Source organism: Periweissella cryptocerci (assembly GCF_004358325.1).
Classification (GTDB): Bacteria; Bacillota; Bacilli; order Lactobacillales; family Lactobacillaceae; genus Periweissella; species Periweissella cryptocerci.
In genome coordinates, this window is record NZ_CP037940.1 from 2,499,476 (window position 1) to 2,524,552 (window position 25,077).

Consider the following 25,077-nt stretch of genomic DNA (forward strand, 5'->3'; position numbering starts at 1 on the left):
GAGGAAAACTAATATGACTGTGCTAGATACACAAAAGAAAATGGCAATTTTAATGCTTACTCGCATTGGCTGGCGGTATGAAAATAACCGTGACAGCGCAGTAAAAGCAATTGAAATGGTAATGGCTAAGAACGTTGGTGTTGATCCACGTCGCTTAGCAGAGATTATCAGCAAAAAGCGGGTAGCGTAGGTATGAAAAAAGAAGTAGCCAAAGCTATTAGCAAGTGGATTGGTAAGCGAGTAATCGTCGTGACTGACGATAAGGGAACGTTTTACGGCAAGTTTTTAGGGACTGCTGAAAATAACTTGCTTAACTTTGTCTACGTTGAGCCAATCGGTATTGAAGACACTAATAAAGCGTTCGTACCGGTTGCATGGATTCGCAATCCCAAGACGTGGGCACCAATTATTTAATCGAAGGGGGCAGTGACATGCTGCAAGAACTGTTAGCAAAAATAGTTAAAGTTGTTGGCCAAGATGTCACTGTCCACTTTGACGATGAAATAGACGTGATGAAATTGACACGGTACATGGTCGAAGGACAACGCCCAACGGTCGGGATGTTAATCAGCGACCAGCGAAGTTTCAGTGTAGAGCAACGTCGCAAGTGGTGGGCGTTGCTTGATGACTTTGCTGAATACACAGGTTACGTCAATCCCAAGAAACAAGATTTGGATGAAGCAGCATTCGTAATCAAAAGTGAATATGTTCGTGAGACGGGTGCTGAATGGTTTAGTTGGGCTGATAAAAGTCAAATGACCATGAGCGAAGCTAATAAGGTCCTCAATTTCTTGATTGAATTCATGATTGAGCACGACATTCCATTCGCAATGAAAACATGGGATTCGATTAAAGATGATTACGCAGTGCAAATGCTGGCGCTTAAGAAACGAATTTGCGTTATTTGTGGCGGTGAACATGCCCAAGTAGCTCACTTTAATCCAGTTGGAATGGGGCGGAACCGTAGAAAGGTCATTGCATCAGAATTTTGGTATATGTCCTTATGCGCCAAGCACCACATAGAACAGCACACAATTGGCATGGATACGTTTATGAGCAAGTACATTGTTAAGCCGGTCAAGCTCACGGATCCGCAAATTAAAGAATTTGGCATTATTGGCCGAGTTAGAAAACAACAGGAGGAAACGGGATGAATGAATTAATTACACCAACAATCAATAAAAACGGTCAGCAAGTAGTTAGCGCACGCAATTTACACAAAGGGCTTGATGTTACGGATCGTTTTAGCCGATGGGCTGAACGATTTATCATTAAGGATTTTATTGACGGGGTTGATTTTACAAGTGTGAAATCTTCCACGCTTGTAAATAATGGTGCCAGTCGTGAACTTGATGATTTTGCTTTGACAATCGAAACTGCTAAGCAAGTTGCGATGATGCAGCACACAGAAATCGGAAAACAGGTACGAATGTACTACGTCAAGCTTGAAGAACAGTTCAAGATTAATCCCGTTGAACAACTCTTGGCTGACCCGGTAGCAATTGGACAAATGATGATTGAGTACGGCCAAACAAAAGAACATTTAGCAATCGCAGAGCAACGTATCGCGGAGTACGAACCAAGAATCAGTTACTTAGACACTATCTTGGCATCAAAAGATACTGTGACAACTAGCCAAATTGCTGCTGATTACGGAATGAGTGCGGTGGCCATGAATCGAATGCTTCACAATTTCCGTGTTCAACACAAAGTTGGCGACCAATGGCTACTGTACTCTAAGCACATGCGTAATGGGTATACGAAATCGGAAACGGCCGTTGTTAAACATCGCAATGGTGAACGTAAAACAGTGATGAATACTAAATGGACACAAAAAGGGCGCATTTTCATTTACGACTTGCTAAAAGAACAGGGCGTGCTACCTGAAAGCGAAAAAATGGAGGTATCAGCATGATTAATCGCGTAGTACTGATTGGGCGTTTGACCAAAGATGTCGAACTTAAATTCACCCAGAGTGGAACGGCAGTTGGTTCGTTCAACCTAGCTGTTAATCGTCAATTTACAAACAACGCTGGTGAACGTGAAGCAGATTTTATCAGTGCAGTTATTTGGCGGAAAGCAGCTGAAAACTTGGCAAACTTCACGCATAAGGGCTCATTGATTGGGATTGAAGGGCGTTTAAATACACGCAACTACGAGAACCAACAAGGTACACGAGTATACGTGACGGAAGTTGTTGTTGATAATTTCAGCTTGCTAGAACCAAAGGGAGATAACAATGCGCAACGAGGAGATACGTTTGGTGGTCAGCAATTTAATCAAGGAGCTGCAACCAATAATCAAAGCAATCCAACAGAGCAAAATGGATTTGGTCAAAATATTGTCGGAGGAGCGTCAGGAGCGAATGCAAACGACGGGTGGAACAATCAACCACAACCGCAAGGAAACTTCGGCACAGGACAAACAGGAGCGAATAACACCACTAATTATGCCCAACCTAACATCGCAGGTGGACAGACGAACAATGTTGCCACACAGAATACGCAGCAATCCACGTTCGGGCAAGGTAACCCATTCGGTGCTAACGGGCAAGAAATAGACATCAGTGATGATGATTTGCCGTTTTAGACAAGGAGGTTGGAATATGGCAACAAAACAACTTTCCAAGCAGATGTTACAACGAGAATTGGCAGTATACAAAGGTGATGAATTCGTAGCAATGGACACAATCGAAAACCTTGCCAAGTTGTTTGATGCGGCTTTGTTCACTAAAGAAGAAATTCTACCTAAATATGAAGCATTAGCTGTGGAGGCAGAAGATTGATTAAGTGGTTAATTCGTTGGAAATACAAGTTGATAGCGATTAGCGACATCGTTTACGAATGCAGGCAAATTTAAATATGACGACAATAGCAGAAATATACATTATGACAGTGAGGCAGGAAAATGAAAAAAAGTGAAGTTGAAAAGTACGCAAAATTGTTAGTAAGTATTCTCTTTGAACGGAACTCAAATTTGGATAATTTAAATGAATTCATCTACAACAGTTCGGACGAGACGCTCGATAAGGAATTAGTAGATGACATGATCGATTACCTGGTAAATCGGACAGCGGATGCTGCGGAAGCGATTTTAGCGGAGGCTGAAGATGGGCGAAACGCTGACTGAGGTTATCACGAATAAGCTAATCGATATTGTTGATAATGAACGTTTGTTGCTACGTGATATGTACTTACATGAACCTCTTAAACTTGTTCAACATCAAGATGGAAAATGGTATGTGCGGCACACGTTTAAAAACATTTATGGAAGCTATGATGAGCCGTTTATGGAGGCGAAAGATGAAAACTGATTGGAAAGGGTCACTCGAAGCATTGGGATTTGTCATTGCTGCTGGGTTAGCGTTCATGCTAGTTATCAAATTGTTGTTGGTAGCTGGTAACTGGATTTTTGGAAGATAGGATGAAAATATTGCAATTGTTAGCGTCATTTTGTATTGGCGCTACGGCTTATATTTTTGCAATGTGGTGGGTAGGGTACGGTGATGCCACACCGACGTTAGAAACTCCGGGAATTGCGTGGTACTTGAACGCAATCGGATTGGTATTTTGGATTATTTCATACATTGCAATGCTGATTGAAAATAAAGAATAACAAAAAAGCCCCACGCTAAGCGCAGAGCCAATCAAATGTATTAATCCGATAAATTAATTATATCAGATTGGGAGTGTCGCTTAAATGGAATTATTAAAACGTATGGATAACCATGCGACTAAAAACCGTGTCCGTGATTTTTTGACAAATGAATTGCCACAGTTGATGTTAGTTGCTAATTTATCCCAGCTAGATATTAAGTCGCCATCGTTTAGTGATATGCCAAAGGGTGGCGGCGATGGGAATTCAGCCGAAGATAATATGACTGAGTACATGATGGCTCGTGAAGCTGTCATTGCAGTGCGTAAAACAATGGATAAGATACCATCAATGTACGGCACTATCTTAAAGGCTTCATACATTGATAACGTACAAGATGAATTTATCATGGATCGTATTGGTTACAAGCCTTCACGTTACTATGAACTCAAAGACCAAGCGTATAGCTGGTTTGCTACTGCTTATCCGAAAGAAATTATCGACTTTCGAGTTTGGCTAGATTCTGAAAATCGGAGTAAGAACGGAGTTGAGCCGGAGTAATAGCGGAGTGAATAGGGTGTAAGATGATATTGTCAAAAAATACGGCATGGAAATTCCATTGAACGATATTAAACAAGATAGACGACTGACTTAATTGTTGGTCGTCTTTTTGTCGAGAGGATTAATAATGGCAGCCAAAACATACTTTAAGGCAACGACGGTCAAAGCAGAGCAATTTCACATGGGCCAAATTAAGCGGTTCATTGAACAATACGACGTTTATGTTGATGAAGATAATAATTGCACGTTCACAGATAGTTATCACGGTGACACTCCAATTCATGAAGGCGATTGGATTCTCATCAACGTTACAGATAAATGGATTGTTGGCGATGATTATTTCAAGCGCAACTACCGCGAGAAGCGCATGCCCAAGTAATCACATTAACCAGCATCCGTGCTGGTATACATAGAAGGTTGGCAACGTAATGAGTAGCACTCATATAAACCGGTAAATGAGCATCTAGGTAGCACCTGAACGCTCCGAAAACGTTGCATACATAAGAATATCCAAGAAAGAGAGGTGGTGAGAATGTGTCAGAGAAGTGGATAGATGCCGAGAAGGATTATGAAGCTGGCATGAAGTACAAGGACATTGCCGAGAAGTATGAGGTGTCACTTAGTACGGTTAAGTCATGGAAAGCTCGTAAGTGGTCGCAAGAAAAAGTTGCAAACTCGGTTAAAAAGGTTGCACAAAAAGGTCGCAAGGTTGCAACCAAAAAGAAAGAAGTTGCAACCCAAGATGATGAAGCCCCTCCCAAACTTAATCCGTTACAGATTGCCTTTGTGAAGCGATATTGGGAGACCGGTAACGCAACCCGTTCATATATGCACGTCTACGATGCTGATTACGAAACAGCTAATGCTAATAGCGCAAGGTTGCTAGCAAAGGCTAGTGTTCAAAATGAATTGAATCGTTTAAAGAAAGAAGCTGAGGAACAGTTTGCTGATAAACGTACAGCAATTATTAACCGGTTAGCAAATCAAGCATTAGGGCGATTTGATGATGTAGTAGCTGCTAAGACAGTTACCCGTCATGTTTACGATGAAGACGGTAATCCGAAGCTTGATCCTGAAACGATGCAACTTAAAACATATCGAATTACTGAAACTGAACTACGAAATGATTACGATACTGCAATCGTTAAGAATATCAAGATTAGTGAGTTTGGGAAACTGAATGTTGAATTATATGACGCGCAGAAAGCTGCCAAGGAGTTCTTAGATAGGACTACGACTAACACAGGTGAAGCACCACGCGAAATCATTATTCAAGACAATTGGGCGGAAGGGGATGATATCTCATGACGTTCACAGTTGGAAAAGAAGTCAACCCACACTTTAAGCGTTTCTGGGAGTTCAAAGACCAGTTCAATATTTTAAAAGGCGGTCGTAACTCATTCAAGTCCTCAGTGGTGGCCATGCGCTCAGTTAAAAAAATGCTTGCTTATGTTAAGCAGGATGAGACGGCTAACGTCATTGTCATTCGTAAAACAGGTAAGTCATTGCGTGATTCTGTATACAAGAAAATTCAGTGGGCAATCAAAAAGTTTGATGCAACTGACCAATTCGATTTCCAAAAATCACCATTGATGATTCAACATAAAAGCACTGGTTCAACGTTTTATTTCTATGGCCACGATGATTATGAAAAGCTTAAATCAAATGACGTTGAGAACGTGATTGTTGTTTGGTTTGAAGAATCGGCCGAATTCAAAAATGAAGAAGAATTTGACCAAACCGAATCAACATTTATGAGACAAAAACACCCGCTAGCTGATTTTGTTCGGTTCATATGGACTTACAATCCGCCACGTAATCCGTACTCATGGATTAACAAATGGGCTTCTGACATGAAAACAACGCCTGGTTGGTATGTGGATGAGTCAACGTATCTTGATGATGTGCTTGGATTTGTTACAGATGATATGCTTCGAGCAATCGAGAATATCAAGATACGTGACATTGATTATTATCGGTATTTATATCTTGGTGAAGCTGTTGGACTTGGCACTAATGTCTGGAATATGGATTTCTTTCACATTGTTGACGCCATACCAAACGATGATGATTTACTTTACATCTTAATGTCCGCTGATATTGGCCACCAGCAATCAGCAACCGCCGTGTCAGCATACGGATATTCAAGACTGGGACGTGTTTACTTGTTAGACACATATTATTACTCTCCAGCCGGTAAAGTCGTTAAGAAAGCACCTAGCGAGCTCTCGCAAGAGGTACATGAGTTTGAAGAGCGTGTCATGCATGAGTTCGGCTTGAATATTTGGAAACGAACAATTGACTCAGCGGAAGGTGGTTTCCGTAATCAATACTATTTAGATTTTCACATACGTTGGGATCCGGTTAATAAGGCGTTGACTGAGGAACAAATGACTGATTATGCAATTGACTTACTTGGTAAAGATTTGATGTACATTATCAACCGGGGAAGCAACGATATTTTTGTTACACAGCAGCAGAATTATAGATGGGATATCAAGACTGTCGAAGCTGGTAATCCAAAGGTTATCAAAGAAGATGACCATACAAGCGATAACTTTAGATACATGGCTCGTGACAACGCTAAGTTACTAGGCTTGCAACGTTAGGAGGGCAATATGTTTGAAAGATTAAGAAACTTTTTTAGAAAGGCAGGTGCAAACGTGGGAGTTGTAGAACGATTAAGTAAAATTACTGACCACCCGAAAATTGGTGCAAATCAATTGGAGTATGAACGTATTGCTACGGCATTGCGCTATTATCGCGGGACGTTCCCAAAGGTTAAGTTTAAAAATACCTATGGCGTTACGAAAGAACGCGATTACACGACACTCAACATGGCAGAAGTTTCAGCACACCGATTGGCCTCAATCTTGTTTAACGAAGAAATGACGTTCGAGATTGCCGACAAGGAAGCTAATGAATATGCACAAATGTTCATGAAGGATAACGATTTTAATAAGAACTTTGGTCGTTATCTTGAAAGTGGTTTGGCTCTTGGTGGATTAGCAATGCGGCCATACTTTGACCAAGCAACTGGGGCATTGAAGATTAGTTGGATTCAAGCACCGGTATTTTATCCATTAAGGTCCAATACGGCAGATGTTCATGAAGCTGCAATTGCAACTGTTACCCGTCAAACGGAAGGCAGCAAAATAATCTACTACACGTTACTAGAATTTCATGAGTGGAGTGGCCAAGATTACACGATTACGAATGAACTATATCAATCTGAGCGTGCTGATGAAGTTGGCATCAAAGTTAGTCTTAAGACGTTATACGAGGACTTACAACCAGTAACGACGTTCGCAGATTTGTCACGCCCGCAGTTTGTATACTTAAAGCCGGCACATTTCAACAACAAGGATATTAATAGTCCTTTGGGGTTATCTATCTTTGATAATGCAATTCCAACGTTGCGTTCAATAAATGATGCTACTGACCAATTTAATTGGGAAATCAAAATGGGGCAACGACGTGTTGCTGTACCTGAAAGCATGACGCAGGTTATGTTACAAGGGGACACGCAACCACGACAAATTTTTGATAGCAATCAAAACGTGTATCTCATGGTCGAAAGCGGCATGAATAATGACGCTGACATGAAGGACTTAACAAGTGAAATTAGGTCGCAGGCTTACATTGATACTATCAATCAGAAGATGAAGACGCTTGAAATGCAATTAGGGTTATCGAGTGGAACGTTCACATTTGATGGTCAGGGTGTTAAGACTGCGACTGAGGTTGTGTCTGAAAACTCAATGACTTATCAGACTCGTAACAGCCAACTCACGAACATTGAACGGGCTATTCAAGAGCTTATTGTTTCGGCCATGGAGCAAGCAGCGGCATTTGGTTTATATATTGGTGATATTCCAAGTCTTGAAGATATAACGGTCAATTTTGATGACGGTGTATTCACGGATAAGGCAGCACAAGCCGATTACTGGAGCAAGTTAGTTGCTGCGGGATTAGCAAGCCGAAAACAAGCTATTATGGCGGTGCAAGGTGTTGATGAGAAAACAGCACAAAAAACACTAGCAGAGATTGACGACACTAGTGAAGATGTAGCTGTTGATGTAGATCCAACTGAGCAACCAATTGCTGATGATTAACGGAGGAATGACGAATGGCAAAGAAGTATGTGCCAAAGACAACTCCGCAAGCAATCAGTGAGCAATCAGCCAAGATTGAAGCTATCTATACAGGATTGCAACAGCAGATATTCAATAACTTTATGAAGCACTTGAAACGTGTTGGGGTTAATGACCTCACGCCAGATAGTGCTTTTTACTGGCAATTGGAAAAGATGTCAGAGCTTCATATCATCAACAAAGAGAATATAGAGATTGCTGCCAGATATGCTAGCATCGGCCAAGAACGGCTCACAGAGTTTATTCAAGATATTGGCCACACAGTTTATAACGAAGCTGGCCAAGAAATAGAAACTAATTTGCGAAAGACGCATGTACCGTCTGGAGATATTGATAATATTCTTAACCAGTATGTTAATCAGACATTTATCTCGATGGATAATCTTGTCAATCAAACATTGATAACAACGCATTTCGGCGACAATCAAGCAATGAAAGCGTATCAGTCAATGATTGAAACATCGGTTGCACAGGTTGTGTCTGGCGTGACGACGAAAGATAAGGCAATCAATGATGTGATTCAGAAATGGACACAAAAGGGATTGGCTTCAAATTTTGTTGATCGTGCTGGTCGTCGGTGGTCGTTTCAAAATTATGCTCGTACAGTCATTCAATCCACCACGTACCGTGTTTACAACGAAATGCGAACACAACGTATGAGTGAGTTTGGAATTGTTACGGCATACTTGAATGCGCATCCGGCGAGTCGGCCTGCTGAAGCAACAATACAAGGTAGTGTTGTCCTTGTTGTTCCAAAAGATGAAGCGCCGGATGAATATCAAGGCTATCCAAGCATTTATGATTATGGCTATGGAGAGCCTTGGGGATGCCGAGGAATTAATTGCCACCACATTCTTACGCCGTTCCTTCCCGAAGTTAATGGAGTACCAGAATTGGGGCCAGAAATGGACGGTGTGACACCAGAAGTCGCAACTGCTAATGGTAAGTTACAAGCTAAGCAAAGAAGCTTAGAACGCAACGTGCGCAAGTCTAAAGAATTGCTCAATGTGGCCACGAAGCAAGGTGATATTGAAGCGATTCAGAAATACAGTTTGAGTGTAAGAAATAATCAAGGAAAGCTACGGAACTTGGTTGGAAATCATTCGTTCTTACATCGTGATTATCAACGTGAGAAGTATTTTGCACCACCTAAGTTGAGAGAATCTGCTAAGGTGCCGTTATGGAAACAAACTGCACTTAATTTGCATGAGAAATCGTATAGTCAAGCATTACTTAAAGCTAGGCAAGTAATTAAAGTATTACAATCGCCAATATCCAAAAATGGGTTAATGTTACGGGCAACTGTTCCAAACATTAAAAATGTACCAATGCCTACAGATAAGCTTAATAAAGTAGTTGCAGATTTACGCCGTGATGGTGCAACTGTGATAATCGGCACCAAACAAGTTGAGAATCACCTTAAGAGACAAGGCGCGTTGGGGTTAACGTTAAATGATATTATTATGTTTTCACAAAATCCTTCGCGTGCAACTGTTTACGAAGAACGGTTCCATTTCTTAGTGTGGAAAAACCCAGAGCATTATGGTATTCTAGATGACGAATTAGGTACAGATGCAGAAGAAATACTAGTTAAAAATTTGCTATTAAAACATGCAGATATATACGAATTAACAGATGATGAGATAATGCAAACTAAAGCAATGATTAAATACCACGAAAGGAAACTTACCGAACGATGATATATACAAATTCAGTATTAGATTTGCCTGGTAAGGGTAGTATTTTGTGGTATGACATTAACGTAGATGTAATTAATGTGGGTTCTGAATTACGCGATAATTTAGGGAATACTTATAAGGTCGTTGCTAATGGTGTTACTACTTCAGATAAAGGTGATTTATTAGGGTCTATTCAGCTTGATAAAACATTAAGAGGCGATGACTTGTATATCAACTGAGCACTTACGCTTTATATTGTGAGTGCTTTTTTAGTACAAAAAATACTGGCGCCATTGCACAGGGCGCGTAATAAGTTCTGTGCTTTTTTCATACACAAATCCATGTCGGCAGACGTAAAAGTGCGTAGGAGAAGAATATGAAACGTGATGAACTTAAGACCAAAGGCTTAACAGACGAACAAATTGACTTTGTAATGGACGAGAACGGTAAGGATATCAATGACTTTCGCGGACAACTTACAACGGCCACGCAAGAACGTGACAACTTACAAACACAAGTTGATGAAGTAACTAAGAACCTTGCTGACGCACAAAAGAACGGTGGCAACTCAAAGGAACTCCAAGCCCAACTCGACAAATTGCAAGATGATTTGAAGACTGCCCAAGATAATGGCCAAGAAGCACTCACACAAACGAAGCTCGGTTATGAAACAGAGCTAGCACTAACGAAAGCGGGTGCAAAGAACGTAAAGGCTGCTAAAGCGTTGTTAGACATGGACAATATCAAGTTCGATAAGGACGGTAAGATTGAAGGCTTGAATGAACAACTTGAAGCAATCAAGACTGCCGAAGATACTAGTTTCATGTTTGCAACTGCTGAAGTTAGTCCCGAACAACCGGGTAAGCCATCAATTGTTCATCCGGGTAATCCAGCTGGGGATGGGGATTCAGGAGAAGTTGACCCATTCGCAGCTATTGTAGCGTCATATCAATAATAGAAAAGAGGAATTAACACATGCCTACAGCAAATAACAATCTTCCAGTTCGCCAATACATTCCGCAGTATTCACAAATCTTGTCTACCGTGTTTGGTGTTCAAGCAGCATTTGGTGGAGCATTTTCACCACTGCAAACAAAAGACGGTATTCAATTTAATTCAAAAGCATTCTCAGTTAAAACAAATGCAACGCCAGTTGTCGTAGGAACTTATAGCAAGGACACAAATACCGCATTCGGAACTGGCACAGCAAAATCTTCACGTTTCGGCGATATGACAGAAGTCATCTACGCTGATACGGATGCTAATTATTCATACGAATTGGCGATTCACGAAGGTCTTGACCGTCACACAGTCAATAATGACTTGAACGCAGCTGTTGCAGATCGTTTGAATTTGCAATCACAAGCGCAAGTGCGTGCAATGAATAAGCGTAACGGTGCATTCTTAGCTACAAATGCCGGTAATGCTGCCGAATACGCTGGCGATGTTGCAGTATTGTTCAATGAACTGCACAAATACTACATCAATAAGGAAGTTACTGCGCCAGTTACTGCATATGTAACATCTGACTTGTATACTGCTGTTGTTGATTACGCTGCTAATACTTCTGCAAAGGGTTCAACGGTTTCATTAGACGACAACGGAGTTAAACAGTATAAGGGATTCTCACTTATTGAAGTTGCTGAAGCCAATTTCCCTGATGGTGTAATTGCTTTGTTTGCACCTGATATGATTGCAATTCCGTTTGTTGGGATTGAAACAGCTCGGACAATTGAAGCAACTAACTTCGACGGTGTCGAATTGCAAGCTACATCAAAGGGTGGACAATTTATTCTTGACGATAACAAGGTTGCAGTGACTAAGGTTACTGTTGCAGCAGAAGGACCAGCAGAAGGCTAGGAGGTAGCTCATGAAGTATGAAGTAGTACAATCATTTACTGATCGCTTAGATGGCAAACATGCTTATTATGTTGGTAATGAGTATACAGGTGATAATTCTGATGAACGAATCGCCGAACTTTTAGGTGATACGCACACTAATTTTAAAGGTCCATTGATTAAGCTAATCGAAGAACCAGAACCAGAACCAGAACCAGAACCAGAACCAGAACCAGAACCAGAACCAGAACCAGAACCAGAACCAGAACCAGAACCAGCTAAGTCAGCGCGCAAGCCTCGCGCTAAGAAAGAACCTGACACCGAAGAATAGGAGGTGGCCACATGGACTACCTAACGTTTGAGGAGTACAAGGATTATGGATTAACAGACATCGATGAAGATAGTTACACTGGTGCACTCACTAGGGCTTCGATGGCACTTGATGTTGCGACGCGTAACTATTATCAGTTTCATGATTTAGATTCTGATGAGGTAGATTTCAGACGTGATAAATTCAAATTAGCCGTTGCTTTACAGATGGAATACATCGCCAAAACTGGTATACAAACCGCTGAAGAAGCTAACGAACGGTCAGGTATTACTGGCCAGTCGATTGGTAGAACGTCTGTCACGATTGGTGGACGCTCAGGAAGTGGCGCAGATAGTCAGTATAACTATGTGTCAATTGACGCATTGAATGCCTTAGCTGGTACAGGACTGACATATCGAGGTATTAACTATGGTTGATATTGATCCACGAATGTTAGTGCACAATGTACTGATTAAGAAAAAGATTGGCGAAGATAAATATCAGAAACCAATTTATGATACTGCTATCCAGTTTGTAAAAGTTCGTTTTGACAAGTCACAGCAATTCACGGGTTCAGGGGATGGCAAAGAGTTGTTCTCGAACGGTGTTGTCTTTTTGTACGCGAGATACACATCAAACTTCGGTCTGATGGATGAAACATTCAAAGACGGTATTGTTACCGACGAACAAGGACACGACTACATCATTAAGCAAGTAACACCACTTAGTGGACTATTTACTGCTAGTGCATGGTCTTATGAATTGGATGTGATTTAGATGTCATTCAATATGAAAATTGATGTGCGGGATTTAAAGGAGTTAATCAATAAATCATCACCGCAACAAGTCCGGAAAGCTTCATTTTTAATGGCCAACCAAATCTTGCTAGATACCAATCGCTTTGTTCCATTACGATTCGGCGATTTACGCGATAGTGGCCATGTTGCGCCTGATGGGTCCTCAATTATTTGGAGTGCTCAATACGCTAGTTTTGTTTATGACATGGACGAAGCAAGTGCGTGGACGACTGCTGGGACAACATCGCACTGGGACGAGCCTGCAACACAACAGTATCAAGAGCAGTGGGGGCAAGTATTCATGAAAGGATTGGATTTCTAAATGGATTTTATTGATCGTCTATATGACAAGATTAATGGAACACCTAACTTAACGTTGCCAGTACTCATTGGGTATCAAAACGAAAAGTCAGGTGTTTTTATTTACCCAATTACGGGGTCAACAATCCTTGAAGCAACTATGGATGGCGAAGAATTTATTTCATTGCCGTTTCAAATTGTTATCAAAGACAAAGACCAAGCTCTGGTTCAAGGCACTTCAAACTTGATTAGCCAATCTTTAGGTTCACTCAACGCAGCTGATTTAACTAGTGAAGATGCTTCTTGGTGGCGCGGTGAACAAGTGTTACTGGTTGACCCACAATCATCTATTCAAGGATTAGACCAACACGGCTACTACGGGTACATGTTTCAAGCCAAAGCAAACATTTATATACAAGGAGAAATTTAATGCCAGATACACCAACTATTTTTGCGGGCTATGCCCAAAACCACAAGACTAAATACTACTTTGGTCGAACAAAAGCTACATTGTTCCGCATCGCAGGTGGTATTCAAACTGCTGAAACTGACTTCGATGAAGATTCAGACTCAGTTGCTTACTACGATGATAACGGTGGTACAGAATCAATCTCATCAGGCGCCTCATATCCTTTCAACTTTGAAGGTAACCGTAAGTACGGTAATGAAGCACAAGAGTTGATTCGTGACATGATGACGGCTGCCGATAAAACAGGCTACTTGGTTGTTATTGAACCCAATGGCGACCAAATGGAAGGCCCTGCATCAGTATCTAAAATCACGCCGTTTGGTGGTGACGCGAACGATCGTGCAGCGCTTAAAGCAACTATCACATTTGATGGCACACCAGCAGATTTCAAAACTGACGGTACGCTTCGGAACGCTGACCAATTTGCTACTGCACCAACCAAGACAGAAGAACCAGTTCCAGCTGGTTAAACTGGTGGCGATAACTGGTGTGTGGCCGAGTTCGATTCTCGGCATCGTCGTTTCCACATAATAAATATATTCGGAGGATTTATAACATGACTCAACTTAAAGAACTTGGTGCAAAGGTACGACTATTTGAATTTACTTTGTATGGTGAAAAATTTAGTGTGCAAATGGCAACTACCATCTTAGATACTATCGACAAGTACCAAGAAGAAGTTAAGAAGATTGATACCGACCGTGAAGATCAAATTGCAATTGCGTTAGATGGTTTGAAGTTATCATTTGATTCTATCGTCGGCGAAGGTACATTTGATAAGGTTTACGCCAACCAAAAGGATGTCTTTGCGTTGGTTCAAACTTTTGAAAACGTCACGAATGCGATTGAAGAAGAATTTAATGCTATCAAGTTGGAAGAAACTAAGAAGCAAGCTCAAACTGTTATCGACGCGAAGAAGGCTAAGTAATTATGTTATTTAGCCTTTCGCATTCTCTGGATGATTCATTCGAGTATGAGGGTGTGAGTGGCAAGGTGGACATGAGTTTTGACAATGTTATTCTCATGTTTGAAACCCAAACTCGTGAAGATATGGATGCCTATTTGAAGTTGATTGTGTCACTGCAATTGTTAGTTGGAGACGACTACGAGGAACGTGGCCAAGATTTTCAAGTGGGACTATATCAATACTTGATGGATGAATACATCAATGACAATAAGCCGATTATTGACCCAGATGCGTTACGAAACGGCGGAGGTGGTAAGGAAGATGCAGAACAATATAGTTTGACTGAAGACGCCGAGTATATCTTTGCGTCCTTTTTGCAAGCTTACGGAATGGATTTGCACGATCAGTTTAAAAAACTGCATTGGTACAAGTTTAGAGCTTTGCTAGCTGGGCTTCCAGATGATACAAAGTTCCGTCAAGTCCTACAGATTCGTCAATGGAAGCCGTACAAGGGTGTCACCAAAGAAGAAAAACAACAAATGCAAGATTTACAAGTCGTTTACCGGTTACACGTTACGCAGGCAGAGGCTGAATTCGCTCGGATGACGCCAGAGGAACGTGATATTTACATGGAAGAACATCCTGAACTATTTGAACCACCAGAAGATGATGAACCATACCTTTGATAGAAAGGAGACTAAATGGCACAAGTTAAATTAGATGTAACTGTTGATAGTAAACAGTTAAGTGAGTTTCAAGGAAAGCTTAAGGAACTTGGGGCTAATGCAACCGTTGCTGGTCAGAAAGCAGACAAGGGACTTAGCTTTAAAGGCATGATTGCTGGTGGGGCAGTGATTGGTTTAGCCACCAAGGCAGTTGGTGTGCTCACAAACTCAATCGGTGGGGCAATTCAGCGTGTTGACACATTGAATAATGCTAATCGTGCGTTCCAAAATATGGGATTCAGCGCAAAACAAACTGATGGCGTAATGAATAAACTTCAGGGAGCTATTCAAGGATTGCCAACGCCAATGAATGAAGCTGTATCAGCAACACAATTGTTAGCCGCTTCGACTGGTAAAGCCGGAAAGTCAGCTGATATTTATAAATCACTGAATGATTCGATCCTTGGATTTGGTGGCTCAACGGAACAAGTTAATGAAGCTGTCACGCAGTTATCGCAAGCATTCTCGAATGGGAAAGTTGACGGTCAAACTTGGAACAGTATGATTAATGCCGGCATGGGTCCGAGTCTAAATGCGCTAGCTAAAACAATGGGCATGACTACTGGCGAGATGAAAGCTGGTTTGTCGTCTGGAAAGATTAGTGTTGAAAAATTCCAAGATAGTTTGATTAACCTCGACAAAAACGGTGGTGGCGGTATGAAGTCACTTTCAAAAATTGCCAAAGACTCAACTGCTGGTATTGGAACTTCAATGCAAAACATCAAGACGGCAATTGTGCGTGGTCTTGCTAACGTTATCCAGCCGTTGTCTAAGCCAATGGCTCAAGCGCTTAATGCAATGATTCCGATGATTGATGGTGTGGGAAAAGCGATTGCTGGTGTCATGCCAAAGGTTGTGACGTTTGTCCAAGGTATTGTTTCTTCCGTTCAATCTTTTTTACCGACAGGAAAACAGATGGCTGGGGTATTTGATACCGTAAAAGCTCGCGTATCGGTCGTATTTGGGGCAATTCAAGCGGCAATTCCAAGTGTTATCTCAATCTTTCAATCATTGGTTGCAGTTGTTAAACCAATCGTGATGATTATTGCAGGCGTAGCTGTTGCAGTAGCCAATTTTATTACTAGTTCAAGCACAATGAGTGTAATTGTTGGGATAATTCAAACTGTTGCGAATGTACTCAAAACACTTGTACCAATCTTGCAGCCAGTTATTACTGCGGTAGGTGCGGGTGTTATTGCATTTATGGCCGTCCAAAAAGTAATCGCTATTTTTAATGCGGTAAAAACTGCAATCATGGCGGTTAGAGTAGCAATGATGTTGTTAGCTGCGAACCCAATAGGTTTGATTATCGCAGCGGTTGCAGCCTTAGTAGCGGGATTCATTTACCTTTGGAAAACTAACGAAGGGTTCCGTAATTTCTTTATCACCGCATGGAATGCAATCCAACAGGTGGCTGTAACCGTTTGGAATGTGATTAAAACTGCCGCAATGGCTGTATTTAATTTCCTTAAACCGGCAATCACTGCTCTCATTACGTTCTGGACAATAGAATTTAATATCATTAAGTCCGTTGTGACCATCATTTTTAATGTAATCAAAACGGTAGTTCTAGGTGTGTTCATTGCAATTAAAGCAATCGTGACGGGTTTTGTAGCATTTTGGACAGCTGTATGGTCTGGTGTTACTCAAGTTGCAACGGCCGTCTGGAACGGAATAACAGCTGTGTTCACGACTGTATTCAACGTAATCGTCGCGATTGTTCGAGGCGCACTAGCAATTATTCTTGGTATTTGGTTCTTACAATTCAATATCATTAAGAATGTTGTCGTGACGGTGTTTAATGCAATAGCTGGCTTTTTAGCACCAATATTAGCCGCCATTGGTAAAGTTATTAGTGCCGCAGTACGTGTTATCTCGGCCGGATGGAAAGCTGGTTGGAATGCGGTTAAGTCTGTGGCACAAGCTGTGTGGAATGTTATTCGGTCAGTAGTTACTACGTATATCAACTCTGTACGAGCAGTTATTACACGAGTTATGAATGTTATTCGTAGTTTCTTTACGGCCGCATGGAATGCTCTAAAAAGACCAGTTACTTCAGCATGGAATGCAATCAAAGGAGCAGTTACTAGTGGTATTAATACTGTTAAGTCGGTTGTTCAGTCAGGGCTTAATCGCGTTAAAAGTATTTTCACCAGTATCTGGCAGTCATTGTCCGGTATTATTTCTTCAGCATGGGGCGCAATCAAAGGAGCAGTTACTACGATTACCAGCGGTATTACAAGCGCATTTGAAAGTGTCGTTGGTAAGATGAGCGATATTGGTCATCGGATTGTTCAAGGTATTGCGGGTGGATTGCGTGCTGCTTGGGGTAGTGTTACAAGTGCGATTTCACGATTAGTTGGACAGATTCCTGCTAATATTCGCAAGTTGCTAGGTATTCACTCGCCATCTCGTGTCACGAAGAAACTTGGACGCTTTACTGCTGAAGGGTTGGCCGTTGGTATTGCTGATGGTTCAAAAGCATCCAAAAAAGAAGCTGCCAAGTTAGCAACTGGCACAACTAAGGCTATGAAACGGGCGATGTCAAAATACAAAGCCGGTAAGATTAGTCCGGGTGATTATGTACAAGAACTTAAGGACTTGAAAAAGTACGGTACTTCTACGAAAGCGACTACTAAGCGCATTAATGAATCAATTGCGAAAGTTAATAAGAAGGCAGCAGGTGCTAACCGAAAAACCTATAACCAAATGAATAAGGCTGGTAATAAACGCAAAGCTGGCAAAGGCTATACGAATGATTATTCTTACTTAGATCAATTGAAGAAAATTAAAAAGAGTAGTAAAGCTACCGGTGCAACGTATGAAAGCCTTAACAAGAAAATTGCTACAGTCCAAGGTTCAATAAAAAGCCAAGTTACCAAAGCGCAAGATGCAACTGCGGCGGCATCTAAGAAGTACGTAACTACCGTTAAAAAAATTAATGACCAGTTGCCAATAGATATTCAAGCGGCAAATGATGAATATAATTCTAAGTTAAATGACTTAAAAAATAGTATTTACTCGCAAGTTGGATTATTTGATGCGGTGGCTAAAAAAGCAGTTTCTAAGTCAACGTTAGCAAAGAATTTAAATGATCAAGTAAATCAAATGACACAATGGCAAGCCAACGTTGCAAAGATTGCTAAGAAGGTTCCGGCAGCATTGACGGATGAGCTTCGTGCGATGGGTGTTGGTTCATCTGCTGAAATTAAAGCAATGACTCAGATGAGCGATAAAGAGCTACAACAGTACGTTGCTCTTTGGAATCAGAAGCACAACTTAGCTAATAGCGAAGCTGACATTGAGATTATTCCGGATAAAAATACTTTGAATACAAAAATTCAGAGTTTGCAAGATGCGGCTTCAAAAGCACTTTCTGATGCACAAGCAACTTTGAATAGTGATTTGGCAGCGATTGGTGATAAGTTCAAGAATATTGCTAACTTTAAAAAGTCTGGTAACATTCTTGGGAATAATTCAATTCAAGGTATCATCAATGGATTGAAAGACAAGAAAAAAATGGGTGAACTAACAAGCACGGCTACCAATTTGGCCAAGAGTATTGAAAAAGCAATTCGGTTAAAACTCAAAATTCACTCACCAAGTCGTGTCATGGCTCAATTAGGTGGATTCGTTGGTGCCGGGTTAACTAATGGTATTTCTGACCAGATTCGTACAGTGCAACGTGCATCACAAAAGATGGCAGAAGCTGTGATTAATCCAGTTGGAAACATCAAGGTTAATCCAAAAATTCAAGGCTTGTTTGATAATACTAGCGTTGAAAAAGCACTGGGGATTAGTGGGAAGTTGAATGCATCAAGTAACGTAAATAACTATTACAACAACGTCACACACCAGTCGCAAACTAATACGGCCGGTCAAGAGGCACTATCGTACTTGAAGGCAATTGCTGACAAGAACACCACGATTGATGGTTCAAGTGTTGGTAAAGCATTGGCACCATATCAATCGGTAGCAAATGCAAATCGTAACGGCCTGGCGGGAAGGGGGATAGCAATTGGCAATAACATCTAGATTTAAAATGGGATTGTGGTTCAACGGTAAACATTCAACTGAATTGGGTGTGGATATGCTTACCGGTGGCGAAATTGGTTTCCCCGAAAAATCAAAATCAATTATTTCGGTTCCGTATGCTAATAGTCCAATCGATTTAAGCTTGATTTATGCGAATGTTCAAACCTATGAACAACGGCAAATTAAGAAAGTGTTTATGATTCGCGATCGTGCTAATCTCACTCGGATTGGCCAACGACGTGTGGCCAATGATGTCGTTAACTGGGTTGAATCATCGAACTCACAAACACCACTAATTCTTGACGAAGACCCAGATTACTATTTTCTTGCTGAGGTTCAAACGGCCCCAACATTGGAGGAATTCGATTTATACGGGACACTTACGATTGAATGGACTTGTTATCCATTCCGAGTGCACCGCTATTCTGATACTTCTGATGTGTGGGACACATTTGATTTTGATAACGACATCGCGCATATTAGCGACTTTATTGTGAATGGTACTGCACAACTTATTTATTTGAATACAGGACAATCAGTTTTGATACCGGATATTGTCGTTGTTGATGGTTCCGTTACATTGACGTTCAATGATAAGAGTATCGCTTTGTCGGTTGGAACGTATCATTCGTGGGATATTGGACTGCAGCCAGGTATCAATTACTTCCAGTTCAGTGGTCATGGCCACGTCAAAGTAGATTATTATCGAGAGGTGATTTAATGTATGAGGTTACATTACGCAACGGCTTCGATGGTCAAGAACAAATAATCCATTCACGTTTCGTTGGTGTGCCTAAGTTGATTAATCCTAAAATTCAAATGGACGTAAAGGCAATTGACGGTATGACATTTTCTGTCAACTACGGCCAACCGGGCTATGATGATATTAATTATCTGACTAGTTTCATCAAGGTGATTCGCTATGGCAAGGACGGTTCGATACGAACTGTTTTTGAAGGACGTGTGTTGCAGTCTAATCCGAGTTTTGGTGCTGATGGTGTCACGTTAGATGTTCAAGTTGAATCGCTCGAAGCTGTCTTACACGATTCTACACAGTTACTAATTGATTTGGGTGTAAGTACACCAAGACAGTTTTTAACACAACTCATAGCAACCCATAATCAATCCGTTGACGAGTGGAAACAATTACATCTTGGCCAAGTTGATTTAACCGATGAAGTTGAAAGGTGGACTGCCGAAGATGCTGATAGTTTTGATAATATCGACCAAATGCTAATTCAAAAAATTGGCGGTGAACTTCGAGTTCGACACGAAATAGATGGGTTATATCTAGATTATCTGAAAGAGATTAGTGACCAAGGTTCACAGCCAATTCGGCTTGCTGATAATTTGTTATCAGTTGGTCGGTCAATTGACGCTAGCAATATTTATACAGTCGTCAAGCCGCTAGGAATGCAATATGAAGGCGATAGCGATGAAACAACCGCACCACCACAACGAGTTAATATCAGCGACGATTCCAGTGTAAATGGTGGTAGTCCCTATCTTGTTAATCAAGATGGTGTGAATGTGTTTGGTCGGATTGTTAAGGTAATTACTTACGACGATATTGACGACCCCGCCGACTTAAAAGTTGCTGGTTTGGCTGACCTGGCTAAAGGGATGGAAGTTACTGAAGCTACACAGCTGTCAGCGATTGATCGTTCAATGATTGACCGAAATGTCGATGAATATGTGAATGGTAATTACTATCCTGTTTTTAATCCATTGATTGGATTAGATGGGACAACCAAACGGATAGTCCAAATGGAATTAGATTTGAATGAACCGGCTAGTTCATCAATGACTGTTGGTGACCGAACTATTGGTTTGGAAGAGTACACAAAAAGCCTTGCTAGCTCAATTCAAAAAGCGACTAATGGCGTGCAAAAGGTAGTATCTGATGTTAACTCAGTACGTGCCATTGCTACGAAAGCGAATAGAAATTCCGAGGATAATAAGCAATTAATCAATGAATTGAACACTAAAGTTGATGGTTTACAGGTTGGCGAGGGGACGGATGACGATGCGTTAAAATATACGCAAGCCGTTCGTAACATCGCTGGCTTTGAGGACATACCAACTATTCTTGGTAATGTGGGTTTTTATCGAATTGAGCACGTGAATGGAATTGATGTTCTTACATTTAATCCGATTGGAACTAACACAATGTGGCGTAAAACCACTGCGTTAGTGCAGGCAACTAATGATGAGGGCTATCCTATTATGGATAAGTACGTCCCTGATGGGTGGCGAATCATATACGGTATAACCGAAGTTTAGAAAGGATAATTGCATGGCTACAACTAACGTATTAGATTCAATCCCAGTCGGCGGATTTGTCGATTTGGGAGACATTGCAGCACAAACAACAATCAAGGCATTCTTACCAGTAACAACCGGTAAGGGTGCCTTGCTACGTTTAAAGAACACCGTAATATTGTTTACACCGACTGGAGGCTACGTTAGTGACGGCGCTACGATTGCCGCTAATGGCTGGACGAAGTTTGCCGCCACTACTGATATTCCAACAGTCGCAGCTAGTGCAACAAAATTAGCGACAGCGCGTGCATTCTCAATTACTGGCGGTGCTACTGCTGCCGGCGTTAATTTTGATGGTACGGGTGCAGTGGCTTTGAATGTGACAGCTTTGGATGCATCAAAGTTGGGCGGGACAATACCAACGGCGGTCTTAGCAACCACGCAGGCAACTGGGACGAATAATACCAGTATCGCTACGACGGCATTTGTTCAACAAGAAATTAATGCTAAAGCCACAACTGTCATGAATTACAAAGGTACAGTATCAAATCAAGCCGCATTGTTAGCTTTGGCAGTTGCAAGCTTGAAAGTTGGTGATGTGTATAACCAACTTGATAACGGCAATAATTATGTATGGTCTGGTGGGACGACTAATGTGATTGGTAATTGGGACAAGCTTGGTGATTCAGTCGACTTGTCAGGTTACGTTGAAGCGACATCTGCTGATTACGTTAAGTCGGTGAGTGTTACAGGTAAAGTTATTACTTTTACAAAGGGTAATGGAACAACACAAACATTCACTGACACAGATACGATTTATACGCACCCGACTTATGGAACTGCTGGAACCTATGCAAGTAATACGGCCGGTGCATTGGCATGGGGTGGAGCCATCATCGTGCCCAAAATCGTGACGGATGCTGGTGGCCACGCAACTGTTACCAATGTGACGTTGAACTTGCCGGCTGCACCAACAACGATTACTGGTAACGCCGGAACCGCCACCAAATGGGCTACTGCTCGTACGATTACCTTAGCTGGTGACGTTAGTGGCTCGACGAGTATTGATGGTTCAGGTGATGCAACAATCACGGTGACGGTCAACGCGACTTACAAATACTTTGCCGACGTGACTACACAAACTGGTTTTGCTGATATTCCAACTGCAACGTTCACACCTGCAGCAAAAGGTGGCGAAATAAAAGTTGAAACATTCACGGGTGAAACGCGGTATTTCTTCAAACCAGTTGGTCAATATGCCGAGTTGTTAAAAATTGGAACTGGTGCATGGCAAATAATTAGTGGGTCACTTTCATATTAGAAAGGAGACAAACTTATGAACTTTCCAGCATCAGTCACATTACCAAACGGAACGCAAAATTTTACTGATATTGGTACATTTGCAAATATGTTCAGCGGTATTGCGGTTGCTAAGTATGATGTATCGAATGCGGCTAGTTTGTTGCCAGTTAATCAGCCAACCACATTAATTATTAACGATGGTGGAATGACATTACAAGCAGGGCAGACGATTATCACTAGCCCAACACCCACGGAAACAACTAATGCGTCTTGGTATTCATTAGGTAATGATTTCACTATTCAATTGGCAACGATGAGTGGGCGAGTTGACAGCGTGGTTGATACGCAAATCGCGAATAATACACAGGTAGCAATTAATAATCAGCTCATGATGGATGTGATTGCTAATAACCAATTATTGCAAGACTCTATGAATGAAATTTCAGGAGTACTTCAAGATTACTTAGCCACTGGTTATAAAGTAGCCGTCAGCTACGGTGGCTCGGTATCACAACGGACATTCACTGTTACGACTTGGACAAACGGGGTTACTTCGGAAACAATATTCAACGCAAACACAACGCCGTTCCAATCATCTGAGATAGAAACCGTCACTGCAAACGTCACATACAGCGGAATGAACAGCGTGACCGGACAATTTAATGCAACTTTAGCTTTACCGATTCAGTACAAACCAACCGCTGACGGAGATGGTGTACTTACACGGATTGATGATAGTCACTGGCGGATTATTACTTATAATGATCCAGCTGGAACGCGTACAATCGACATTATTATGTCGTAGAAAGGAGAACTATGGCAGATATTACTTTAGCAGGACAAGTCGAGTACAGAGACCCAACGCATATCAGTGATACATGGAACGTGGATATTGATGATATTCCAACTGCTGTGAATCAAAACGCTTCGCAAATTCGGACTAAAATGTATGGTGTAGATGTACGTGAGTCACTTGCGCGCTGGGTTGAACTTACTGGCTATATGCTTTCAACAAACCGTGCTGAATTTGCAACGTTCAAAAATTTAGTTAATTCTATGCTTGAAACTTTTGATGGCCGAATCGAATATGTGGAAGGTGGGTTTCAAGACTTTGAAATCATCTGGAATCAGTTTCAGCAAAACATCGCTGAAAGTTCGGATAATTCAGCTGAAAGCGCAGCACTAGCACAAATTATTACTGCTAATACTACAGCAATCGAAGGTCATTCGTTTAACACATTAACCGACATGGTCTCATTTATGTATCAATTGATTGCTGCAAATGTGGCTGCCGGTTATGACATCCCAATTACGTACACGGGGAGTGCTCAACCGACTGTCGCGGTGACATCTTGGACGAATGGTATTACTAGCGAATCAATCTTTGACGAGAACGATTTACCGTTGCAAAGTTCGGCGATTGAAACGGTCACATCTAAAGTCGTCTATGGGTCGCTAAACGCAGACGGAACGCGTAATCTCACGGTTACGTTACCACTTAATTACAAGTCATCTGATGCCAATGATGGTATCTTACAACTTTTAGGCACGCACCACTGGCGCATCATCAATTACGCTGATAACGCCGGCACACGTACAATTGACATCATATTTAACTAGGCTTGCTCAATTCGAGTAAGCCATTTTTATTGGAGGAAAATAATATGGCTTATACACCAATTCAGATTGGCGCTAATGGCGCTGACGCAGTAAATGCAATCAATTCAGTTGCGGGATTATATGACCCGGCAACTGAGTCATTGCGTGTCAAAAACTTAGAAGTTTTAGGAACAACCAAATTGCCTATTGCAAGTGGCACGATAACGTTGAATAGCAGTGCACCTGGTTTAACCGCATCGTATCGAGTTATTGGAAATGTCGTTCAGATAACTCTTGCTGGAAATGTGACTGGAGTTCCTGCTTGGAGCGGTGATACAACGATTGGGACGCTTCCGGCTGGTATTCCTAAGCCTTACGGAACTGTAGCGGCTCGTGGATTCCTACTTGATGTTAGCACCGGTTCTAACTTTGCAGCGGTTCGTGTCGATTCATCAACTGGTAATATCGTTGTTAACGCTAACGCTGGTACACCTGGTAGCAACGACTACTGGGACGGGCAGGTCACATACATCTGCGCATAGCC

33 protein-coding genes are annotated in these 25,077 nt (G+C 41.6%); all 33 read left to right on the plus strand.

Annotated features, from left to right (window positions below; genetic code table 11):
• Positions 1-13: 13 nt before the first annotated feature.
• The 33 genes from EQG49_RS13765 (at position 14) to EQG49_RS11245 (ending at position 25,075) form a co-directional block, all read left to right on the plus strand.
• Positions 14-190 (plus strand): hypothetical protein, encoded by a 177-nt coding sequence (locus tag EQG49_RS13765; protein WP_165964882.1) that lies wholly within the window; start codon positions 14-16, stop codon positions 188-190.
• A 2-nt stretch (positions 191-192) separates the two neighbouring features.
• Positions 193-414 (plus strand): hypothetical protein, encoded by a 222-nt coding sequence (locus tag EQG49_RS11090; RefSeq protein WP_133364028.1) that lies wholly within the window; start codon positions 193-195, stop codon positions 412-414.
• A gap of 17 nt (positions 415-431) precedes the next feature.
• Positions 432-1,154 carry a putative HNHc nuclease gene (locus EQG49_RS11095; protein ID WP_165964883.1) on the plus strand — a complete coding sequence of 241 codons (723 nt, stop codon included), beginning with the start codon at positions 432-434 and terminating at the stop codon, positions 1,152-1,154.
• Positions 1,151-1,915, plus strand: coding sequence for a phage antirepressor KilAC domain-containing protein (locus EQG49_RS11100; protein WP_133364030.1), 765 nt, complete (start codon positions 1,151-1,153; stop codon positions 1,913-1,915). The genes EQG49_RS11095 and EQG49_RS11100 overlap by 4 nt, the downstream gene beginning before the upstream one ends.
• A complete protein-coding gene (gene ssb / locus EQG49_RS11105) occupies positions 1,912-2,589 on the plus strand; it encodes a single-stranded DNA-binding protein (protein WP_133364031.1) in 678 nt (225 codons plus the stop codon). The genes EQG49_RS11100 and ssb overlap by 4 nt, the downstream gene beginning before the upstream one ends.
• A 16-nt stretch (positions 2,590-2,605) precedes the next feature.
• A complete protein-coding gene (locus tag EQG49_RS11110) occupies positions 2,606-2,785 on the plus strand; it encodes a hypothetical protein (RefSeq protein WP_133364032.1) in 180 nt (59 codons plus the stop codon).
• A gap of 122 nt (positions 2,786-2,907) precedes the next feature.
• Entirely contained in the window at positions 2,908-3,129 is a 222-nt protein-coding gene (locus EQG49_RS11115) for a hypothetical protein (RefSeq protein ID WP_133364033.1), read from the plus strand.
• Positions 3,110-3,313 (plus strand): hypothetical protein, encoded by a 204-nt coding sequence (locus tag EQG49_RS11120; RefSeq protein WP_133364034.1) that lies wholly within the window; start codon positions 3,110-3,112, stop codon positions 3,311-3,313. Before EQG49_RS11115 ends, EQG49_RS11120 begins: the two co-directional genes overlap by 20 nt.
• 110 nt (positions 3,314-3,423) lie before the next feature.
• The gene (locus EQG49_RS11125) at positions 3,424-3,615 is read left to right on the plus strand and encodes a hypothetical protein (RefSeq protein ID WP_133364035.1); all 192 of its coding nucleotides are present in this window, start codon (positions 3,424-3,426) and stop codon (positions 3,613-3,615) included.
• 84 nt (positions 3,616-3,699) lie between these two features.
• On the plus strand, positions 3,700-4,155 hold the full coding sequence (locus tag EQG49_RS11130) for an ArpU family phage packaging/lysis transcriptional regulator (RefSeq protein WP_133364036.1): 456 nt from the start codon (positions 3,700-3,702) through the stop codon (positions 4,153-4,155).
• Positions 4,156-4,282: 127 nt separating this feature from the next.
• The gene (locus EQG49_RS11135) at positions 4,283-4,534 is read left to right on the plus strand and encodes a hypothetical protein (RefSeq protein ID WP_133364037.1); all 252 of its coding nucleotides are present in this window, start codon (positions 4,283-4,285) and stop codon (positions 4,532-4,534) included.
• Positions 4,535-4,689: 155 nt separating this feature from the next.
• Positions 4,690-5,463, plus strand: coding sequence for a terminase small subunit (locus EQG49_RS11140; protein WP_133364038.1), 774 nt, complete (start codon positions 4,690-4,692; stop codon positions 5,461-5,463).
• Positions 5,460-6,764 carry a PBSX family phage terminase large subunit gene (locus EQG49_RS11145; RefSeq protein WP_133364039.1) on the plus strand — a complete coding sequence of 435 codons (1,305 nt, stop codon included), beginning with the start codon at positions 5,460-5,462 and terminating at the stop codon, positions 6,762-6,764. The genes EQG49_RS11140 and EQG49_RS11145 overlap by 4 nt, the downstream gene beginning before the upstream one ends.
• A 9-nt stretch (positions 6,765-6,773) precedes the next feature.
• On the plus strand, positions 6,774-8,270 hold the full coding sequence (locus tag EQG49_RS11150; RefSeq protein ID WP_133364040.1) for a phage portal protein: 1,497 nt from the start codon (positions 6,774-6,776) through the stop codon (positions 8,268-8,270).
• A gap of 14 nt (positions 8,271-8,284) precedes the next feature.
• Positions 8,285-10,009 (plus strand): phage minor capsid protein, encoded by a 1,725-nt coding sequence (locus tag EQG49_RS11155; protein ID WP_133364041.1) that lies wholly within the window; start codon positions 8,285-8,287, stop codon positions 10,007-10,009.
• Positions 10,006-10,227, plus strand: coding sequence for a hypothetical protein (locus tag EQG49_RS11160; protein WP_133364042.1), 222 nt, complete (start codon positions 10,006-10,008; stop codon positions 10,225-10,227). The genes EQG49_RS11155 and EQG49_RS11160 overlap by 4 nt, the downstream gene beginning before the upstream one ends.
• 137 nt (positions 10,228-10,364) lie before the next feature.
• Positions 10,365-10,943 (plus strand): phage scaffolding protein, encoded by a 579-nt coding sequence (locus EQG49_RS11165; protein ID WP_133364043.1) that lies wholly within the window; start codon positions 10,365-10,367, stop codon positions 10,941-10,943.
• A 20-nt stretch (positions 10,944-10,963) separates the two neighbouring features.
• Entirely contained in the window at positions 10,964-11,848 is an 885-nt protein-coding gene (locus EQG49_RS11170) for a phage capsid protein (RefSeq protein WP_133364044.1), read from the plus strand.
• A 10-nt stretch (positions 11,849-11,858) separates the two neighbouring features.
• Positions 11,859-12,158: a hypothetical protein gene (locus EQG49_RS11175; protein ID WP_133364045.1), complete on the plus strand. Its 300-nt coding sequence runs from the start codon at positions 11,859-11,861 to the stop codon at positions 12,156-12,158.
• A gap of 11 nt (positions 12,159-12,169) precedes the next feature.
• Complete coding sequence (locus EQG49_RS11180) at positions 12,170-12,574, plus strand: head-tail connector protein (protein WP_133364046.1); 405 nt, start codon at positions 12,170-12,172, stop codon at positions 12,572-12,574.
• Positions 12,567-12,914, plus strand: coding sequence for a putative minor capsid protein (locus EQG49_RS11185; RefSeq protein ID WP_133364047.1), 348 nt, complete (start codon positions 12,567-12,569; stop codon positions 12,912-12,914). Before EQG49_RS11180 ends, EQG49_RS11185 begins: the two co-directional genes overlap by 8 nt.
• Complete coding sequence (locus EQG49_RS11190) at positions 12,915-13,256, plus strand: minor capsid protein (protein ID WP_133364048.1); 342 nt, start codon at positions 12,915-12,917, stop codon at positions 13,254-13,256.
• Positions 13,257-13,664, plus strand: coding sequence for a phage tail terminator protein (locus tag EQG49_RS11195; RefSeq protein ID WP_133364049.1), 408 nt, complete (start codon positions 13,257-13,259; stop codon positions 13,662-13,664). It begins immediately after the preceding gene.
• Positions 13,664-14,173, plus strand: a complete 510-nt coding sequence (locus EQG49_RS11200; protein ID WP_133364050.1) for a phage tail tube protein — start codon at positions 13,664-13,666, stop codon at positions 14,171-14,173. The genes EQG49_RS11195 and EQG49_RS11200 overlap by 1 nt, the downstream gene beginning before the upstream one ends.
• Positions 14,174-14,259: 86 nt before the next feature.
• Positions 14,260-14,631, plus strand: a complete 372-nt coding sequence (locus EQG49_RS11205; protein WP_133364051.1) for a DUF6673 family protein — start codon at positions 14,260-14,262, stop codon at positions 14,629-14,631.
• Between the two features lie 2 nt (positions 14,632-14,633).
• Entirely contained in the window at positions 14,634-15,296 is a 663-nt protein-coding gene (locus EQG49_RS11210; RefSeq protein ID WP_133364052.1) for a Gp15 family bacteriophage protein, read from the plus strand.
• Between the two features lie 15 nt (positions 15,297-15,311).
• Complete coding sequence (locus EQG49_RS11215) at positions 15,312-19,370, plus strand: tape measure protein (RefSeq protein ID WP_133364053.1); 4,059 nt, start codon at positions 15,312-15,314, stop codon at positions 19,368-19,370.
• Positions 19,354-20,091: a hypothetical protein gene (locus EQG49_RS11220; RefSeq protein ID WP_133364054.1), complete on the plus strand. Its 738-nt coding sequence runs from the start codon at positions 19,354-19,356 to the stop codon at positions 20,089-20,091. The genes EQG49_RS11215 and EQG49_RS11220 overlap by 17 nt, the downstream gene beginning before the upstream one ends.
• Positions 20,091-21,653: a phage tail protein gene (locus EQG49_RS11225; protein ID WP_133364055.1), complete on the plus strand. Its 1,563-nt coding sequence runs from the start codon at positions 20,091-20,093 to the stop codon at positions 21,651-21,653. The genes EQG49_RS11220 and EQG49_RS11225 overlap by 1 nt, the downstream gene beginning before the upstream one ends.
• Positions 21,654-21,666: 13 nt before the next feature.
• The gene (locus EQG49_RS11230; protein ID WP_133364056.1) at positions 21,667-22,953 is read left to right on the plus strand and encodes an autotransporter outer membrane beta-barrel domain-containing protein; all 1,287 of its coding nucleotides are present in this window, start codon (positions 21,667-21,669) and stop codon (positions 22,951-22,953) included.
• A 15-nt stretch (positions 22,954-22,968) separates the two neighbouring features.
• Entirely contained in the window at positions 22,969-23,739 is a 771-nt protein-coding gene (locus EQG49_RS11235; RefSeq protein WP_133364057.1) for a hypothetical protein, read from the plus strand.
• A gap of 11 nt (positions 23,740-23,750) precedes the next feature.
• Positions 23,751-24,554, plus strand: a complete 804-nt coding sequence (locus tag EQG49_RS11240; protein WP_133364058.1) for a hypothetical protein — start codon at positions 23,751-23,753, stop codon at positions 24,552-24,554.
• 44 nt (positions 24,555-24,598) lie between these two features.
• Entirely contained in the window at positions 24,599-25,075 is a 477-nt protein-coding gene (locus tag EQG49_RS11245; RefSeq protein WP_133364059.1) for a hypothetical protein, read from the plus strand.
• The last annotated feature ends 2 nt before the right edge of the window (positions 25,076-25,077 follow it).

Coding starts and splice junctions, on each gene's coding strand:
- EQG49_RS13765 (WP_165964882.1), top strand. CDS start 14: ATGACTGTGCTAGATACACAAAAGAAAATGGCAATTTTAATGCTTACT.
- EQG49_RS11090 (WP_133364028.1), top strand. CDS start 193: ATGAAAAAAGAAGTAGCCAAAGCTATTAGCAAGTGGATTGGTAAGCGA.
- EQG49_RS11095 (WP_165964883.1), top strand. CDS start 432: ATGCTGCAAGAACTGTTAGCAAAAATAGTTAAAGTTGTTGGCCAAGAT.
- EQG49_RS11100 (WP_133364030.1), top strand. CDS start 1,151: ATGAATGAATTAATTACACCAACAATCAATAAAAACGGTCAGCAAGTA.
- ssb (WP_133364031.1), top strand. CDS start 1,912: ATGATTAATCGCGTAGTACTGATTGGGCGTTTGACCAAAGATGTCGAA.
- EQG49_RS11110 (WP_133364032.1), top strand. CDS start 2,606: ATGGCAACAAAACAACTTTCCAAGCAGATGTTACAACGAGAATTGGCA.
- EQG49_RS11115 (WP_133364033.1), top strand. CDS start 2,908: ATGAAAAAAAGTGAAGTTGAAAAGTACGCAAAATTGTTAGTAAGTATT.
- EQG49_RS11120 (WP_133364034.1), top strand. CDS start 3,110: ATGGGCGAAACGCTGACTGAGGTTATCACGAATAAGCTAATCGATATT.
- EQG49_RS11125 (WP_133364035.1), top strand. CDS start 3,424: ATGAAAATATTGCAATTGTTAGCGTCATTTTGTATTGGCGCTACGGCT.
- EQG49_RS11130 (WP_133364036.1), top strand. CDS start 3,700: ATGGAATTATTAAAACGTATGGATAACCATGCGACTAAAAACCGTGTC.
- EQG49_RS11135 (WP_133364037.1), top strand. CDS start 4,283: ATGGCAGCCAAAACATACTTTAAGGCAACGACGGTCAAAGCAGAGCAA.
- EQG49_RS11145 (WP_133364039.1), top strand. CDS start 5,460: ATGACGTTCACAGTTGGAAAAGAAGTCAACCCACACTTTAAGCGTTTC.
- EQG49_RS11150 (WP_133364040.1), top strand. CDS start 6,774: ATGTTTGAAAGATTAAGAAACTTTTTTAGAAAGGCAGGTGCAAACGTG.
- EQG49_RS11155 (WP_133364041.1), top strand. CDS start 8,285: ATGGCAAAGAAGTATGTGCCAAAGACAACTCCGCAAGCAATCAGTGAG.
- EQG49_RS11160 (WP_133364042.1), top strand. CDS start 10,006: ATGATATATACAAATTCAGTATTAGATTTGCCTGGTAAGGGTAGTATT.
- EQG49_RS11165 (WP_133364043.1), top strand. CDS start 10,365: ATGAAACGTGATGAACTTAAGACCAAAGGCTTAACAGACGAACAAATT.
- EQG49_RS11170 (WP_133364044.1), top strand. CDS start 10,964: ATGCCTACAGCAAATAACAATCTTCCAGTTCGCCAATACATTCCGCAG.
- EQG49_RS11175 (WP_133364045.1), top strand. CDS start 11,859: ATGAAGTATGAAGTAGTACAATCATTTACTGATCGCTTAGATGGCAAA.
- EQG49_RS11180 (WP_133364046.1), top strand. CDS start 12,170: ATGGACTACCTAACGTTTGAGGAGTACAAGGATTATGGATTAACAGAC.
- EQG49_RS11185 (WP_133364047.1), top strand. CDS start 12,567: ATGGTTGATATTGATCCACGAATGTTAGTGCACAATGTACTGATTAAG.
- EQG49_RS11190 (WP_133364048.1), top strand. CDS start 12,915: ATGTCATTCAATATGAAAATTGATGTGCGGGATTTAAAGGAGTTAATC.
- EQG49_RS11195 (WP_133364049.1), top strand. CDS start 13,257: ATGGATTTTATTGATCGTCTATATGACAAGATTAATGGAACACCTAAC.
- EQG49_RS11200 (WP_133364050.1), top strand. CDS start 13,664: ATGCCAGATACACCAACTATTTTTGCGGGCTATGCCCAAAACCACAAG.
- EQG49_RS11205 (WP_133364051.1), top strand. CDS start 14,260: ATGACTCAACTTAAAGAACTTGGTGCAAAGGTACGACTATTTGAATTT.
- EQG49_RS11210 (WP_133364052.1), top strand. CDS start 14,634: ATGTTATTTAGCCTTTCGCATTCTCTGGATGATTCATTCGAGTATGAG.
- EQG49_RS11215 (WP_133364053.1), top strand. CDS start 15,312: ATGGCACAAGTTAAATTAGATGTAACTGTTGATAGTAAACAGTTAAGT.
- EQG49_RS11225 (WP_133364055.1), top strand. CDS start 20,091: ATGTATGAGGTTACATTACGCAACGGCTTCGATGGTCAAGAACAAATA.
- EQG49_RS11230 (WP_133364056.1), top strand. CDS start 21,667: ATGGCTACAACTAACGTATTAGATTCAATCCCAGTCGGCGGATTTGTC.
- EQG49_RS11235 (WP_133364057.1), top strand. CDS start 22,969: ATGAACTTTCCAGCATCAGTCACATTACCAAACGGAACGCAAAATTTT.
- EQG49_RS11240 (WP_133364058.1), top strand. CDS start 23,751: ATGGCAGATATTACTTTAGCAGGACAAGTCGAGTACAGAGACCCAACG.
- EQG49_RS11245 (WP_133364059.1), top strand. CDS start 24,599: ATGGCTTATACACCAATTCAGATTGGCGCTAATGGCGCTGACGCAGTA.